The organism is Pedobacter sp. (assembly GCF_037719805.1).
GTDB lineage: Bacteria > Bacteroidota > Bacteroidia > Sphingobacteriales > Sphingobacteriaceae > Pedobacter.
This window is the reverse complement of the sequence record NZ_JBBJLZ010000001.1, coordinates 1037102-1053032: the sequence shown is the minus strand read 5'-3', so window position 1 is coordinate 1053032 and position 15931 is coordinate 1037102. Positions and strand designations below refer to the sequence as shown.

Below are 15931 nucleotides of genomic sequence, written 5' to 3'. Positions count from 1 at the left end.
ACGTTATGGTCGTAAATGACAGGGACTTAACAGGGACATGACAGGGAGGTAACAGGGACTTCATAGGGAGGTTGCGCCTGTCAACTCTTTATTAACTCCCATGTAAATGCGCCATCCTTTCTAGTTACGTACAAAGGACTCCATATTGCTTCTACTCGCAAGTATAGCCGCACACAGCACCAATTCAACTCCACATGTTAAGTCATTTGCCTAAATTTGTATTCTAATACAAATCCTATGCACCTAAAAATTGGAGACTTTGTTCGTTTTGTAGATGAAAATCTGGAAGGATATATCACCCGGATCATCGATAAAGATATGATTGGCGTTACAGACGCAAATGATTTTGAGATACCAGTTATGGCATCTAAAGTTACCCTTATACATGGTGAAATACCCGAAAATGGACCGCTGGCTTCCAGCACGCTTTCTCAAGCTATCCCTGAAGTCTTCGTAGCAGAGGGCATTTCCCTCGGCTTGATCAGCGATCAGCATATCGCTTCTGTCGCCCACTTCCACCTGGTAAACGAAAGTTCTTTCCAGTTATTGGCAAGTCTTACTACTGAGAAAAACGGAACCTTTAATGGAGAATATGCAGGCATGATCAAACCGCACAGCAGTATAAAAATCTATTCTGCAAACATGAGTGACATACAACTATGGCCAAAATTTAGATTAGAGGTATTATTTAATACCAAGGCCAATGTGGAACCCTTAGCTCCCCTGATTTACCACGAACAACTAAAAGGAAAAGACCTCTCCGTAGCTAAAGTCGAAATTCCTTTGTTAAAAACAAAAGGCTGGTCTATCCGTCTTGATAAACCAGCCCCTGTACTCGACGCAGAAAAACTTAAAAATAGTTTCTTTAAGTAAACTATCGCGCCGGCCAATTATCGTTTGCCGGATTAACATCAGGCATTACTTTATCAGGATCCAACCGTACCGAAATAACTTCTTCGGCGGTTGGATACTTAATTACCCAACTCTTATTTCTCATCCAAACGTCAACACCTAATTTCAAGATATCCGTTTTGCCACTTTTAGTCTTGACCTCTAAAATAATCGGCATAGGCATCTTCTCTAAGTTAGCCACCTCAATATCATATCCTGGAGTGGCATTTTGCCCTTTGCTAGGCGTTACCGACGTAATCGCCTGATCCATTTTCCAGTTTTCTAAGAACCAGCCCTTCCAGAACCATGACAAATCTTCCCCTGCACCATTTTCCATCGACCTGAAGAAATCAAATGGCGTAGGATGTTTGAAAGACCACTCCTCAATATATTTCCTGAATGCGTAATCGAAACGATCGGCACCAAGAACCTGGTTTCTTAAAATATCTAATCCTTGTCCAGGCTTACTGTACAAGTTACGACCGATATTAGCTTCTCTCATGGCATCCGGACTTAACATGATGTATTCCGATTCAGGCCTTGAATAATTTTGAGCAGCCCGACGCATGTCTGTCTTTCCTTCATTGTATTCTCCGTTGTTGAATGATTGAGCAGAGATGCCGTTGATGAATGTATTGAAACCTTCATCCATCCAACCGTATTTACGTTCGTTACTTCCAACGATCATAGGAAACCAGGTATGTCCGAACTCATGATCGATCACACCCCATGCACTGGCATTCTTTGCTTTCCAGCCACAAAACACAATGCCGGGATATTCCATTCCTCCTACATTGCTCGCAATATTTACTGCCATCGGGTACGGGTATTCAAACCACTTTGTGGAATAATGTTCAATAGTTGTTTTTACATATTCTACTCCTCTTCCGTAGCTGTCTTTTCCATTGCTTTCTATAGGTTGTGCAGAAACAGCTAAAGATTTTTTACCACTTGGGAGATTAATCCTTGCAGCATCCAGCACAAAGGCCTTTGACGATGCCCATGCAACGTCTCTTGTATTCTTGATTCTGAACTTCCAGGTCAATTTATCTTTTGCAGGTCGCGAAGCCGGATTCAATACCTCTGCTTCTGATCTGATTGCAACCGTTTGATCACTGTTCTTTGCTGCATTCCAGCGTTTCAATTGTTCTGCAGTAAATACTTCCTGAGGATTTAATAGTTCTCCTGAACCCATTACAATGTGATTGGCAGGTGCTGTTATCGCAAAGTCCACATCACCGTATTCGCAGTAAAATTCTCCTGCGCCCCAGTAAGGCAAAGTATTCCATCCCAATACGTCGTCATAGACGGCCATCCTTGGAAACCATTGCGCAATCGTGAAAATCTCACCATTTTTTGTAGTAAGGTGCCCCATACGATCAGATCCATTGATCGGGATCACAAACGAAAAGTTCATCTTAAGTACAGCCACCTCTCCTGGTGCCAGTGCTTGCTCCAAACGAATCTGCATCCTGGTATCTTCGATCAGTGAACTAAATTTTACTGGTTTTGCTTTTTGAGATACCTCTAAACCGTCAATCTTATACCCACCTTCCAATTTTTCTCCTCTATTGCCATAACGGCTGTTTCCGGCGATCAACGCATTACCTCTCGAACCTGTAGCAAATAAGTTTTGATCCAGTTGAAGCCAGAGATAAGGCAACTTATCGGAACTGTTATTTTTATAGGTGATTGTGACCGATCCAGTTATGGTATTGGTCACATCATTTAAACTTGCAGTAATGTTATAGTCGACTTTATTTTGCCAGTATTTTGGACCCGGATACCCACTTGCCGAGCGAAACTCGTTGCCGTTTTGGGTATAAAATAACGGACCAAAAGCCTCATGTGGATCGTAGTTAGAAACAGGTGTGCTACTTTGTGAGAATACAGAACCCCCTAATGCCGCAAAAAAGAGCGAAAATAAGGTTGATTTTTGAAAGATGTTCATAGTCTATGGAGAATTTGAGGCAAATGTATAAAAACAATAGGCCTCCAGACAAATGTAACGCCAATAATAGAAACAATGGAGGAAAATACAGCTACAACTTGGGCATAGGAGGCATTTTCCGTTCTTCGGGCTTTAACTTTAACCAGGTATTATACGCCTTTACGATATAACCGTTATAATTAAAAGGCCGTTCTGCCGATACTAATAAAGCAGCAGGCTTGTACAGGTAGATGAACGTTTTCAACTCCTCGCCCTGCAATTTGATCAAGCTTGAGATGATTCGCTCATTGAAGTTTGAATTTATCTCTTCTTCGTATCCCTCCTTTTCTTCAAGCTGCTTCCGCTTATTCAGCTGACTGCGGTACTTTCCATACCCTAAATTAAACTTCAGTCCCCCTGCCCTGTCGTTATTCTTCTTTCCCCTGAGGTCGTCGGTCTCGAATCTTTTAAACTCTTTGGCCTCCGGATCTTTGTAGTATACCGCAGAATTAACTTTTGCACCCAGGATGTTCACTTCGTTCAATTCATTCGCCCTTACCGGTAAATAGATGCGTCTGTCTGCCAGGTTTGTCAGAAACAAGGTGTCGCTATGGTAGCCAAATTTTGAGAACTCAAGCAGATCACCCTTTGCGGCGGCAATGGTAAATCGCCCTGAAGCAGGTGTCTGAAGCTTTTTTCCGGTTTTTAGGTTTTTTACCACCACGCCTTCCAATGGAGCCGTCTTCTTCTCGTAATCGTATACATGACCGGAAATAGTCTCCTGCGCTATGTTTTTTAAGGGGGATAAAAGGATAAGCAGAAAAAGAGATAATCGCCACATTTACCAAATATAGGCCTGGCGATTACTGATTGCGGTGATTTTAACAAAAATTAACAGGAACGCTTTTTTTGCTTACAAGACTTTGAGATAATTGTCCTCATTAAAACTGATCAGAACTGGAGCGTTTTCAACTTCAATAACCGGCCTTTTAATGGCACTGGTATTGGCAAGCATGATCTGAACTGCCGATGCCTGATCTACCACAGCTTCCTGCTCTTCAAGGGGTAATTTTTTCCAGGTGGTTCCCTTTTTATTTAGAACCGTTTCCCATCCGAAATAGTCGCACCATTGATTCAGTTTCTCCGCACTAATGCCCTTCTTTTTAAAATCGTGAAATACAAATGAAATACCATGATGTGTTAACCAGGTAATGGCTTTTTTTACTGTATTACAATTCGGAATGCCGTAGACTATCATCCTGCGAATCTAAAAAAAAGGCAGGAATTTCACAGCCACTGTCACCACTTCAAACAAATAGACTACAGATTAGATAATTCCCTAATGGAATATTTATTATTATTGTATACCTTTTCAAACACATCATCTATCTGCAGGATTCTATGCTCAAACTTTCCTTTAAGCAACAGGTAATGGCCGGCTTCGGCTTTTCATTATTTTTTGTTCTTATTTCTGCGCTTACGTCTTATACTAGTGTAGAGTCACTAAGCCAGGATGCCAGATGGCAAAGTCATACTCACGAAGTCCTTAACATGACGCAGAAGATTGAGTCGCAGATCCTTAACTCTGAAGCATCGCTCAGAGGCTTTGTATTGACGCAGCAAAATGATTTTCTAGACCCATATACCTTGAACGTTGGTAAAATTGCACCAACCATTGGTGAGCTCGGAATCCTTGTCCAGGATAATCCCAGGCAATCTTTAAGGATCGACACACTGGAACTGTATGCGAAGCAAAAAATAGAAGACATGCAAAAGGTACTCCACTTCAATTCATTGGGAGGGAGGGAAAATGCCCTTAAAGTGGTACTGAGCGGCAACGGACAACGAATCAAAATGTTAATTCTGGGAGTAACAGAACGGATTACCCGTGATGAATTGAGACTTTTAAAAATCAGAAAGTCAAATACGATTAAGAGCAGTATTCAAAGCACCTGGATAATATGGGCCAGTTCTGTTATTATCTTTTGTTTGATATTATTCCTATTCTCTTACATCAAGAAGACCTTTGATCAACAAAAGATCACCGAAACGCTGATCAGAGAATCCAACATTCAACTGGCCGAGATTTCAGCGGATAATGAGCAAAGAAACTGGTTGCTTTCCGGCGCTACCCAGCTGAACGAAGTGATGAGCGGAGAGCAGGAGATCGAACAGCTCGGTAGCCATATCATCACCGAAATCTGCCGGTACATCAACGCGCCTGTAGGTGCGCTATATCAACTTTCATCGAAACACACCTTCAACCTTGTCGCAGGCTATGCATATCAAAGAAACAAAAACGTTTTAATTAGCTACAAACCGGGCGAGGGTCTGGTCGGACAAACAGCATTGGAAAAGAGTCCCAGGTTGATCAACGATCTTCCTGAAGATTACATTAAGGTCAACTCCGGCTTAGGAAATACCAATCCATCATCCCTATTTCTTTTACCTGTGATCTTCGAGAAAAAAACAATTGCGGTTATCGAACTCGGATTATTAAATGCACCGGATGAGGCGACCACACTCTTTTTAACAACTGTCGCTAAGAACATCGGTGTGGCAATTAACAGCGCCATCACAAGAGTTAAACTCAGGGATTTATTTGAGCAGACCCAACAGCAGTCAGAGGAGTTGGAAAGTCAGCAGGAGGAGTTGCGAACTACAAATGAAGAGTTGCTATTCAAGTCTGAACAGCTCCAGGCCTCGGAAGAAGAACTGAGAGTTCAACAAGAAGAGTTGAAACAAATGAACGCCGAACTGGAGGAAAAGGCAAATCAACTCGAAGAGCGAAACGTTATCGTAAACCAATCCAAAGAGGATATGGTCCTCAAGGCAAAAGAACTGGAGATGTCCAGCCGGTATAAATCTGAGTTCCTGGCAAACATGAGTCATGAGCTGAGAACACCACTCAACAGCATATTGATCCTCGCAAGAATTTTGAAAGAAAACAGGCCTGAGAACCTAACCGAAGATCAGATTAAATACGCAGGGGTGATTCATAACGCCGGAAACGATCTCCTTACCTTAATTAACGATATCCTTGACCTTTCAAAGATCGAATCAGGAAAGGTAGACCTTACCATCGAGCCGATCAATCCTGGAGAGATGCAACACAATCTCGAGTCGTTGTTTACGGAAGTGGCAGGGAACAAGAAAATTAAATTTACAACTGAGTTGTCTGACAAACTTCCTCAAGTAATTATTTCCGACCAGGCACGGGTGGAGCAGATTATCAAAAACTTATTGTCTAATGCCTTTAAGTTCACCCCGGAACAGGGAGAAATTAGTCTGAAGATAGCGGTAGCGGAACCAGGAACAACCTATTTCTCTGATCAATTGAATACTGCCGAAGGCAGTATTATTAGCTTTCAGGTCAAGGATTCTGGAATCGGCATCCCACTGGAGAAGCAAAAGCTAATTTTTGAAGCTTTTCAACAGGCAGACGGATCAACGAGCAGGAAATATGGAGGTACCGGACTAGGACTTTCGATTAGTAAGGAACTGGCTTATATGCTGGGAGGGGAAATACAGATTCAAAGTGAACCTAACGCTGGAAGTACTTTTACACTGTACCTTCAAGAGCGAAACGCTGACCTTAAAGTTGAGGTGTCAGAGAAGCCTTCAAGAACCATTCCCATTGTCTCACCCATTCCTCCTTCTCTAACGAACCCTACTGTCAAAGAGCATAGCGCTTCTACCACACAAACATTGCTGATTGTTGAAGACGACCCTGTTTTTGCGGAACTGCTTTCAGACTATGCGCTGGAGAAGGGTTTCTCCCCAATAATCGCAACTCGTGGTGACACAGGTTTAGAGATGGCGATATCAGAATTGCCTGACGCGATAGTGCTGGACATCATGCTTCCGGTAATGGATGGCTGGCAAATTTTAAAACGACTTAAGGCGGATCCGCGGACCAAACATATCCCTGTGCATATGATGTCTGCCGGAAATGAAAGGGGAGATAAGGCGAAAAATGAAGGGGCCATTGGTTTTCTAAGTAAGCCTGTAGAAAAGGAGGCTTTGGAAGACGCATTTAATCTGCTAAGTTCTGCGCATCTCAAATACAATTTGAGAAAGGTTTTGGTGATTGAAGATCAAGAACTTCAAAGCAAAATTCTGACTGAACAGCTGGAAAGCAAAGGGGTAGAAGTGAAACAGGCATACACCGGTGAAGAAGCTTTAAAGCTACTTGGAGAACAACAATTTGATTGCATAATTTTGGATCTTAAGCTTCCGGACATTTCGGGTTTTGATCTTCTTGATCAGATAAAAGCATTACCAGAACATGCACATGTACCTGTAATCATCAATACCGCTATGGAATTGGCCCAGGATAAGATGGACAAGATCCTTAAACATACGGAAGCGATGGTGCTCAAAAGCAACAAATCAAACGACAGGCTAATTGATGAAGTAAGCCTGTTTATGAATAAGCTGAAACAGGGCAACAGGAAAGCCCTTACCGTTCGAAGCGACACAGTAGATAAGGGGGCCTCTACTATTGAAAAAGCATTGCTCAGTAAAACGGTATTGATTACAGATGACGACATGCGCAATATCTTTGCGTTGTCAAGTGCGTTGCAGATTTATGATATGAATATCATTATCGCAAACAACGGCCGTGAAGCCATTAACCGGCTGCAGGAAAATGATCAGATCGACCTGGTTTTGATGGACATCATGATGCCGGAAATGGATGGCTACGAAGCTATGAAAGAGATTAGAAAGGACAAACGGTATGCAAAACTGCCTATCATCGCCCTCACTGCTAAAGCAATGAAAAGTGACAGGGAAAAATGTATTGAAGCAGGTGCAAACGACTATATCTCCAAACCTGTTGATATTGATAAATTATTGTCAATGCTTAGGGTATGGCTGAGTTAATATGCAGAGTATAAACCAGGAGATCACCTTTGAGGAGCTTGATAGCTTAATTGACCTCATAAGGAACACCCAGCAATTCGACTTTGGAGATTATGCTGCGGCATCGTTGAAAAGGCGTGTCACCAGAATTATGCACCTGCAAAAGCTAAGCCTTTTTGATCTACGTACTTTGCTCACAAATGACCAACACTATTTCGAGTCCTTTTTAATAGAAATCACAGTGAATGTGACAGAAATGTTTAGGGACCCATTGTTTTATAGGTCGCTGTCGGAAAATGTGATTCCTTATTTAGGCTCTTATCAACGCCTTAAAGTATGGAATGCAGGTTGCTCAACCGGCGAAGAACTGTACTCCTTCGCTATTGTGTTCTCGGAAGCAAACCTGTATGATCGTACTTTCTTTTATGGTACAGATATCAATAACGATGTTCTAGAACATGCTCGTTTAGGCATATATGATCTTCAGAAAATGAAGCAATACTCTGAAAACTTTCAAAGCACAGGAACGTTGCATACCCTGTCCGACTTTTATACTGCTAAATATGATGCAACTAGCATCAACCACTCTTTAAAGAAGAACGTACTGTTTTCCGTTCATAACCTGGCTACAGATGGGGTTTTTAATGAGTTTCACGTGATCTCCTGCAGGAACGTGCTCATCTACTTTAACCAGGAGCTTCAAATGAAAGTAATAGAACTATTTTACAACAGTTTAGCTAATTTCGGGTTCCTTTGTCTTGGATCCAAAGAAACCTTACGAAGCAGTGAAATAGGTCGTTTTAAAGTCGTCGATAAAAAGAATAATATTTATCAAAAAATAGCGTAAACCGATAACAGAAAGCCTATACATGGAAAAAATAAATATTCTTATTGTTGATGACCGTCCGGAAAACATCATCGCCCTGGAAGCCTTGCTGCAAAGAGACGACATAAACATTGTAAGCACTACCAATCCCAATGAAGCATTAAGAATTTCCTGGGAGATGGACATTGCGATTGCACTCGTGGATGTGCAAATGCCTGAAATGGATGGATTTGAGCTGGTTGAGATCCTTAAAAGTAATCCCAGAACTAAAGATATACTGATCATTTTTGTAACAGCCATTTCAAAAGAAACTAAATATGCAGTAAGAGGCCTTAATTCTGGTGCTGTTGATTATCTATATAAGCCTTTGGACCCCTTTGTGACTTCTGCAAAAGTGGATTCATTCATTCAAATTGTCAGAAGCCAACGGGAGGTTAAAAAGAAAAACAGAGAGCTGGAGGCTTACCAGAAGGAGCTGATTGTTGCGAAAGAACTTGCAGAGCAAGGGAAGAGGATCAAAGAAAACTTTCTGGCTAATATGAGCCATGAGCTACGGACCCCGATAAATGGAATTATAGGCCTTGCCCAATTGTTAGGAAAAACTGACTTATCAGCCGATCAGAAAGAAATGATTAATCTTTTAGAGATCTCTTCTAATTCTCTATTGGGGGTAATTAATGATATTCTTGACCTCTCCAAGATCGAGTCAGGCAAGTTTAAGATCACCAGAACAGAAATTGATCTTCCAAAACTGTGTAATGCAGTGGTAAACCTACTTAGCCTGAGAGCAAAAGAGAAAAAGCTGGACTTGATTACGGAGCTTGACCCCACTTTACCCAGGCATATCCTCGCAGATTCGCTGCGGTTAAATCAAATCTTAATGAACCTCATTGGGAATGCCATCAAATTTACCTCAGTCGGTAGTGTTACTTTGAAAGTTGGAGTGGTCAGTTTAAAGGGTAATAACGTTAGAGTGAGATTTACGGTGATCGATACCGGCATCGGCATAGCAAAGGAGAATACAGAAAAGATCTTCGAAACCTTTGAACAAGCTGATGATAAGACAACAATTAATTTTGGAGGAACCGGCTTAGGACTATCCATCGTGAAGAATTTAACTAAACTGAAAGGGGGCACGCTTGAGGTTCAAAGCGAACTGGGTAAAGGAAGTACGTTCCAGTTTGAAAACTGGTATCAGGTTATCAAAGATGTAGAACCTGAAGCAATTAAGACTCCAGAAAAGTTTGAACCATTACCACATTTACGGGTTTTAGTGGCAGAAGACAATCCAGTCAACAAGTTTCTGATCATCAAAATCCTCAAAGACTGGGAGATCAAGGCTGATGTAGTTGAAAATGGTCAAGATGCGATAGACAAGCTGAGAGAACAAGATTACGATATCATCCTGATGGACACCTATATGCCTGTGATGAGTGGTCTGGATGCTATTAAACACATCCGGGAAGGCTATGCTCCAGGGAAAGAAAATATTCCAATCATCACCTTTTCTGCAGCAGTAATGGATAACGATAATAAGACTGCTATAGATGCTGGTGCAAATGACGTGCTGGGAAAACCTTTTAAACTGGACACGCTGTATAAAAAGCTGACCCTATATACCATACCTAAGGTGATCTAAGAGATTACTGATTAAAGGCAGTCATTGTTTTGGCTGGGCCAACCGTAACAAAGCTTTTAATGAGTTCGGTGCTTTTATCGATCAATGCAGGTAACTCCGGCAATTCTTCTTTATCAAATGTAGAAAGAACGTAGTCGGCCTGCCTTCCCTGGGCAAAATTGTCGCTAATACCGAACCGCAATCTTGGATAGCCTTGTCCCCCACAAAGGCCTTCAATGCTCTTCAAACCATTGTGCCCTGCGCTACTTCCCTGAAGTTTTAATCTGAGTTTACCCAGAGGTAAGGCGAGGTCATCAACAATGACCAACACATTTTCAATGGGCACGTTGAGTTGCTGCATCCAGTAATTAACCGCCTTACCACTCAAGTTCATGAAGGTCGTAGGCTTAATTACGTAGAGTTTTTTGCCTTTGAAAGAAATTTCAGCATAGTAAGCCAGCCGTAGGTTTGCAAAGCTACCGCCAAGATCTTTGACCAATTGATCAGCGATCAGAAAACCGATGTTATGCCTGGTAAATGAGTATTCAGGTCCGATGTTTCCTAAGCCTACGATTAGATATTTCATGATGCAGCAAATATAATAGTTTTTAGAGATTGGGCATTAAGTGTATACTAAACGCAAAGAAGGCGCTGCAGAATTGAATCTACAGCGCCTTCCTGAAAACATTTAATGAAAATTATTTCTTTCCACCAGCTTGTTCTGCTTGTTTTAAAGCTCTGGACATACCTACAGATACGATAGTATCTTCAGGAGTATTTGTTACAACATAGTTACCTGCAGACAGGTCACGCACGCGGAACAAACTACCAACTTCCATTTTAGAAATGCTTACTTCAACAGTTTGAGGCATATCTTTCGGTAATGCTTTAACACGAAGTTTACGTAATTTCTGAACTAGTTTACCACCCATTTTAACACCTGGAGAAGTACCGCTCAATTTGATAGGAATTTCCATTGTGATTTCTTTATCATCAAACAATTGAAGAAAATCAACGTGTAATAATAAGTCTGTTAGTGGGTGAAATTGTAATTCTTTGATGATTGCTTTGGTCTTTTCAGTACCTAAAGTGATTTCAACAAAGTTTGCTTCTGGTGTATAAATAGCATCTTTCAAATCAGTAGAAACTACTGAAAAGTGTGCCTGATCTTTACCACCATACAATACTGCAGGAACTTTGCCTTCATAGCGAAGCTCTTTAGCATCGCGTTTCCCTACGTTCTCTCTTGGAGAACCGCTAATTGCGATTATTTTCATTTTTTTTAATTGTTGTGGAGCAAAACTCCGGATATATAATATTTACTGATATTCTACTTCAAATAGTCCACTTATAGAACCATGTTCATTAACATTTGCAATTGCTTTAGCAAACAAAGGTGCCGTACTCAATACTCTTATCTTATCACTCTGTTTCTTCAAAGGGATCGTATCTGTTACGATCAATTCTGTCAGCATCGAGTTTTCGACAGTTTCATAAGCCTTACCTGAAAGCACAGGATGCGTACAAACTGCTCTTACACTTCTGGCGCCTTTCTCCATGATCAACGCTGCTGCCTTAGCAAGCGTACCTGCCGTATCACAGATGTCATCGATCAACACAATATCCATATCCGTTACGTCACCAATGATGGACATTGACTCAATTTCGTTGGCTCTTTTACGACGTTTATCACAAATCACCACCTCTGCATTGAAGAACTTGGCGAAAGTACGTGCCCGGTAAGAACCGCCCATATCCGGAGAAGCGATGGTTAAGTTTTCTAATTTAAGGCTTTTGATATAAGGCACAAAAATTACTGAACCATCCAGGTGATCAACAGGAATATCGAAGAACCCTTGAATTTGTGCAGCATGTAAATCCATCGTCATGATCCTGTGGATACCGGCCGTTTTTAACAAATTTGCGACGAGTTTGGCACCAATTGCAACGCGCGGCTTATCTTTCCTATCTTGTCTGGCTAACCCGTAATACGGAACAACTGCTGTTATGTAATGCGCTGATGCCCTTTTTGCTGCATCGATCATTAATAACAATTCCATTAAATTATCTGAAGGTTGGTAGGTAGACTGAATAATGAATGTATCACAGCCTCGAACTGTTTCATTATATGATGGCTGAAACTCACCGTCGCTAAACTTATTTAAGGTAACGTCTCCTAAAGGCTTACCGTAGTTCTCGGCAATCTTAAGTGCTAATTCTCTTGTACCGGTTCCGGCAAAGAGTTTAACGGGGTTGAACTGCAGTGGCATTATTGAACAGGATCAATAGTGGTTAAAAAAATCGGATTGTGTGTTGATCACAATCCGAATAATGTTTGGTTGCCCGACCAGGATTCGAACCTAGACAAACGGTACCAAAAACCGTTGTACTACCTTTATACTATCGGGCAATCTTCCACAAAAGACTTGCTTTTAAATGGAATGCAAAAATACGCAGATTTTTCACTTCTGCAATACCACAGACGAAAAAAAGTTAATTATTTTTGACAAACAATTATTCAATGGCTTAACTGACTGATTTACAAATGAGGTTGAGTCGGGGTTCAGTCGGGGTTCAGTAGGGGTTGAGTAGGGGTTGGTTCGTCCTAAGCCGAATCAACCCCGGTTCAATACCTCTTTAATCCCTCATTAACACACATTGTGACAAATGTTAAAACAAACTATATATAGACATATATCAATCTTATTCTTTATTTTCGGCAGCAATTAAGCGTACTCATAATCAGAACTACATTTATAATCAATGAACTATTCTAAAATCAATAACATTACCGGCTGGCTATGTTTTGCCATTGCTACACTTACCTATATTTTAACATTAGAACCATCAGTAAGCTTCTGGGACTGCGGTGAATTTATCGCCGCTGCGTTAAAAATGCAGGTTGTACATCAGCCGGGAGCTCCATTGTTTTTAATGATCCAGCGTTTTTTCTCGCTCTTTGCTTTCGGCGACCTAACGAAAATAGCTTATTTCATGAACGTAGGCTCAGCGGTTGCAAGTGGTGCTACCATCCTGTTCTTATTCTGGACGATCACTGCTTTAGCTAAGAAAGTTTTGGTTAAAGAAAATGAAGCTGTAAATCAAAGCAACCTGGTATCTATCATGGGTGCAGGGGTAGTTGGTGCATTGGCTTATACCTTCTCAGATAGTTTTTGGTTTTCGGCTGTTGAATCGGAAGTTTATGCATTGTCATCGCTTTTCACCGCAATTGTATTTTGGGGAATTTTGAAATGGGAAGCAAATGCCAACGAACCGCGTGCTGATAAATGGTTACTATTCATCGCATATATCATGGGTTTATCAATAGGTATTCACTTGTTGAACTTACTAACCATCCCAGCAATAGCATTTGTATATTATTTCAAAAAAACAAAGATTCCTACCTCTTCAGGGATCTTGAAAACAGCCGCTGTCGGCATCCTGATCCTCGCGGTCATTCAGTATGGTATCATACAGTACCTGGTATCGTTAGGTGCTTATTTCGATCTTTTCTTCGTAAATACCCTGGGACTTGGTTTTGGTACAGGAGTTTTGTTCTTCGCTATTCTTGCGATTGCCGCAATGGTATGGGGAATCAGGTATTCCATTAAACATCAGAAAAAGATCCTTAACCTCGCGTTGCTATCCACCGTATTAATTGTTTTTGGTTATGCGTCTTTTGCAATGATCATTATCAGAGCTAAAGCAGATACGAACTTAAACAACAGCGACCCTGACAATGCGTTTGCCTTTCTAAGTTATTTAAACAGAGAGCAGTACGGCGACAGGCCTTTGCTTTTTGGCCCTAACTACAACTCTGAGCCTGTTGATGTTAAAGAAGGAAAAACGATATACAGGAAGGGTGCTGATAAATATGAGGTAGCCGGCAAAAAGAGCGAGGAAGTTTACGACCGAACCACTCCTTTCCCAAGGATGTATAGCGATGATGCAAGGCATATAGGTTACTATAAAGATATGCTGGGGCTTGATGATACAGCCTTTCCTACCTTGTTTGACAATATCAAGGTCTTTTTTAGCTACCAAACCGGACAAATGTACATGAGATATTTCATGTGGAACTTTGTGGGTCGACAAAATGATGACCAGGGACAAGGAAGTGCTTATGAAGGCCAATGGTTAAGCGGTATCAAACCTATTGATGCACTTTTCCTAGGAAATCAAAGTAACCTGCCGCCAACCATCACGGAGAGTAATGCTTACAACCGCTTCTTCTATCTTCCGTTAATATTAGGACTTATCGGAGCGATCTGGCATTTCAAAAGAAATCAAAAAGACGCTGGCATCATTGGCCTGTTGTTCTTCTTTACAGGTATGGCGATCGTACTTTATCTGAATCAAAAGCCCATGGAGCCCAGAGAGCGTGACTACGCTTACGCTGGATCATTTTATGCATTCGCTATATGGATTGGTCTAAGCGTATTGGCCATCAAAGAGTGGCTTTCTAAAAAGGTTACGCCGCTAAATGCTGGTATTTTTGCTTCGATCATTGGATTGTTCGCTGCGCCAGTTATAATGGCTCAGCAAGGCTGGGATGATCATAACAGGTCAGAAAAAATGGTCGCACATGACATTGCGGTAGATTATCTTGAATCCTGTGCACCTAATGCCATTCTATTCACTTATGGCGACAACGATACCTACCCATTGTGGTATGCACAGGAAGTAGAGAACATCCGGCCAGATATTCGTTTGGTCAACTTAAGTCTGTTTGATACAGATTGGTATATCAATGGAATGAAACGTGTTCAGAACGAATCAGCTCCATTGCCTATTTCAATGAATGAATCGAAATATGTTCAGGGTGTAAGGGATGTCATGTATTATCAGGACTACAAGATCGCTGGTTCAGTGGAATTATCGAACGTTCTAGATGTACTGCTTTCGGATAGTGATGAAGACAAAGTACCATTGCAAAATGGGAAAAGGGAAAACTTTATCCCTACTAAAAACTTCAAATTAACTGTAAACCGCGACGAGGTCATTAAAAACAAGATTGTAGACGCTAAAGATTCTGCGAATGTTGTTCCTGCAATGGAGTGGACTTTTAACAAGAACTATGTGACCAAGGGTACACTTGCAATGTTTGACATATTGGTTCACAACAATTGGAAAAGACCTATTTATTTTGCAAGTACGGTACCATCAGAGCAATACAATGGCTTAGATAATTACCTATACAGCTCAGGACTGGCATTGCAACTTCGTCCATTGAGGGTTGATACTGGACTGGTAGGAAAGACTGAATTGTTAAATGTACCTGTGATGTATAACAACATCATGACTAAGTTTGTATGGGGTAACGTTAAAAACGCAAGCTATTTAGACACCCAGTCTACAGATGATGTGTCTATTTTTACGAATATCTTCAACAATACCATTTCAGGATTGATCAGTGAAGGAAAGACTGCAGAGGCGAAAAAAGCTGTTGCTAAATACTACGAAGTGATGCCAGACAAATTCTTTGGCCTGCGTTCAATGATGGGTAAATATTTTATGGCGGAGAATTTGTACGCCTTAAACGACACGAAACGTGCGAACGAAATGATGGAGAAATGTGCGGCGTATATTCAGAAAGAACTGGTATACCTGGCGGATGTTTCTGCCAGCAAGGGTAAATTTACCGGTGGTCAAAACATACAACTGGGAATGCAATTCCTGAATCAAATGTCGAGAACGGCTGCAAAATATAATCAAGTGAAGTTGAGTCAAAGCCTGCTTAGTCAATATACAGCAATGGAAGGACGTTTCTCAGCGTTCTATGCCCCTCAATAAGAATAGT

The 15931-nt window shown here is 41.2% G+C and carries 11 protein-coding genes and 1 tRNA gene; 5 read left to right on the top strand and 7 right to left on the bottom strand.

Going from position 1 to position 15931, the window contains the following annotated elements; genetic code table 11:
* Positions 1 to 237: 237 nt before the first annotated feature.
* A complete protein-coding gene (locus WKF66_RS04660; protein WP_489673241.1) occupies positions 238 to 873 on the top strand; it encodes a DUF8465 domain-containing protein in 636 nt (211 codons plus the stop codon).
* A 1-nt stretch (position 874) separates the two neighbouring features.
* On the opposite strand, the gene WKF66_RS04655 is transcribed toward WKF66_RS04660, so the two are convergent.
* The 3 genes from WKF66_RS04655 to WKF66_RS04645 form a co-directional block, all read right to left on the bottom strand.
* The gene (locus WKF66_RS04655; RefSeq protein WP_489673240.1) at positions 875 to 2842 is read right to left on the bottom strand and encodes a M1 family metallopeptidase; all 1968 of its coding nucleotides are present in this window, start codon (positions 2840 to 2842) and stop codon (positions 875 to 877) included.
* A 91-nt stretch (positions 2843 to 2933) separates the two neighbouring features.
* Positions 2934 to 3662 carry a peptidase associated/transthyretin-like domain-containing protein gene (locus tag WKF66_RS04650; RefSeq protein ID WP_489673239.1) on the bottom strand — a complete coding sequence of 243 codons (729 nt, stop codon included), beginning with the start codon at positions 3660 to 3662 and terminating at the stop codon, positions 2934 to 2936.
* A gap of 72 nt (positions 3663 to 3734) precedes the next feature.
* On the bottom strand, positions 3735 to 4079 hold the full coding sequence (locus WKF66_RS04645) for an arsenate reductase (protein ID WP_489673238.1): 345 nt from the start codon (positions 4077 to 4079) through the stop codon (positions 3735 to 3737).
* Positions 4080 to 4222: 143 nt separating this feature from the next.
* Here WKF66_RS04645 and WKF66_RS04640 point away from each other — a divergent pair, with 143 nt between their 5' ends.
* Genes WKF66_RS04640 through WKF66_RS04630 form a run of 3 tightly spaced genes read left to right on the top strand, consistent with a single transcriptional unit; the run spans position 4223 to position 10152 of the window.
* Positions 4223 to 7708 carry a response regulator gene (locus WKF66_RS04640; RefSeq protein ID WP_489673237.1) on the top strand — a complete coding sequence of 1162 codons (3486 nt, stop codon included), beginning with the start codon at positions 4223 to 4225 and terminating at the stop codon, positions 7706 to 7708.
* A 1-nt stretch (position 7709) separates the two neighbouring features.
* A complete protein-coding gene (locus WKF66_RS04635) occupies positions 7710 to 8534 on the top strand; it encodes a CheR family methyltransferase (RefSeq protein WP_489673236.1) in 825 nt (274 codons plus the stop codon).
* A 22-nt stretch (positions 8535 to 8556) separates the two neighbouring features.
* The gene (locus tag WKF66_RS04630; protein WP_489673235.1) at positions 8557 to 10152 is read left to right on the top strand and encodes a response regulator; all 1596 of its coding nucleotides are present in this window, start codon (positions 8557 to 8559) and stop codon (positions 10150 to 10152) included.
* Between the two features lie 4 nt (positions 10153 to 10156).
* On the opposite strand, the gene pth is transcribed toward WKF66_RS04630, so the two are convergent.
* The 4 genes from pth to WKF66_RS04610 all read right to left on the bottom strand — a co-directional run bounded on the left by pth (position 10157) and on the right by WKF66_RS04610 (position 12541).
* On the bottom strand, positions 10157 to 10717 hold the full coding sequence (gene pth, locus WKF66_RS04625; protein ID WP_489673234.1) for an aminoacyl-tRNA hydrolase: 561 nt from the start codon (positions 10715 to 10717) through the stop codon (positions 10157 to 10159).
* A gap of 112 nt (positions 10718 to 10829) precedes the next feature.
* On the bottom strand, positions 10830 to 11408 hold the full coding sequence (locus WKF66_RS04620) for a 50S ribosomal protein L25/general stress protein Ctc (RefSeq protein ID WP_489673233.1): 579 nt from the start codon (positions 11406 to 11408) through the stop codon (positions 10830 to 10832).
* Between the two features lie 42 nt (positions 11409 to 11450).
* A complete protein-coding gene (locus WKF66_RS04615) occupies positions 11451 to 12401 on the bottom strand; it encodes a ribose-phosphate pyrophosphokinase (RefSeq protein ID WP_489673232.1) in 951 nt (316 codons plus the stop codon).
* Between the two features lie 66 nt (positions 12402 to 12467).
* Positions 12468 to 12541: transfer RNA gene (locus WKF66_RS04610), tRNA-Gln, on the bottom strand.
* Between the two features lie 353 nt (positions 12542 to 12894).
* On the opposite strand from WKF66_RS04610, the gene WKF66_RS04605 reads away from it, so the two are divergent.
* Positions 12895 to 15924 (top strand): glycosyltransferase family 117 protein, encoded by a 3030-nt coding sequence (locus WKF66_RS04605; protein ID WP_489673231.1) that lies wholly within the window; start codon positions 12895 to 12897, stop codon positions 15922 to 15924.
* Positions 15925 to 15931 lie beyond the last annotated feature (7 nt).

Excerpts from the sequence above, each read along its gene's own strand:
- WKF66_RS04660 (WP_489673241.1), top strand. The coding sequence starts at position 238 with ATGCACCTAAAAATTGGAGACTTTGTTCGTTTTGTAGATGAAAATCTG.
- WKF66_RS04655 (WP_489673240.1), bottom strand. The coding sequence starts at position 2,842 with ATGAACATCTTTCAAAAATCAACCTTATTTTCGCTCTTTTTTGCGGCA.
- WKF66_RS04650 (WP_489673239.1), bottom strand. The coding sequence starts at position 3,662 with ATGTGGCGATTATCTCTTTTTCTGCTTATCCTTTTATCCCCCTTAAAA.
- WKF66_RS04645 (WP_489673238.1), bottom strand. The coding sequence starts at position 4,079 with ATGATAGTCTACGGCATTCCGAATTGTAATACAGTAAAAAAAGCCATT.
- WKF66_RS04640 (WP_489673237.1), top strand. The coding sequence starts at position 4,223 with ATGCTCAAACTTTCCTTTAAGCAACAGGTAATGGCCGGCTTCGGCTTT.
- WKF66_RS04635 (WP_489673236.1), top strand. The coding sequence starts at position 7,710 with ATGCAGAGTATAAACCAGGAGATCACCTTTGAGGAGCTTGATAGCTTA.
- WKF66_RS04630 (WP_489673235.1), top strand. The coding sequence starts at position 8,557 with ATGGAAAAAATAAATATTCTTATTGTTGATGACCGTCCGGAAAACATC.
- pth (WP_489673234.1), bottom strand. The coding sequence starts at position 10,717 with ATGAAATATCTAATCGTAGGCTTAGGAAACATCGGACCTGAATACTCA.
- WKF66_RS04620 (WP_489673233.1), bottom strand. The coding sequence starts at position 11,408 with ATGAAAATAATCGCAATTAGCGGTTCTCCAAGAGAGAACGTAGGGAAA.
- WKF66_RS04615 (WP_489673232.1), bottom strand. The coding sequence starts at position 12,401 with ATGCCACTGCAGTTCAACCCCGTTAAACTCTTTGCCGGAACCGGTACA.
- WKF66_RS04605 (WP_489673231.1), top strand. The coding sequence starts at position 12,895 with ATGAACTATTCTAAAATCAATAACATTACCGGCTGGCTATGTTTTGCC.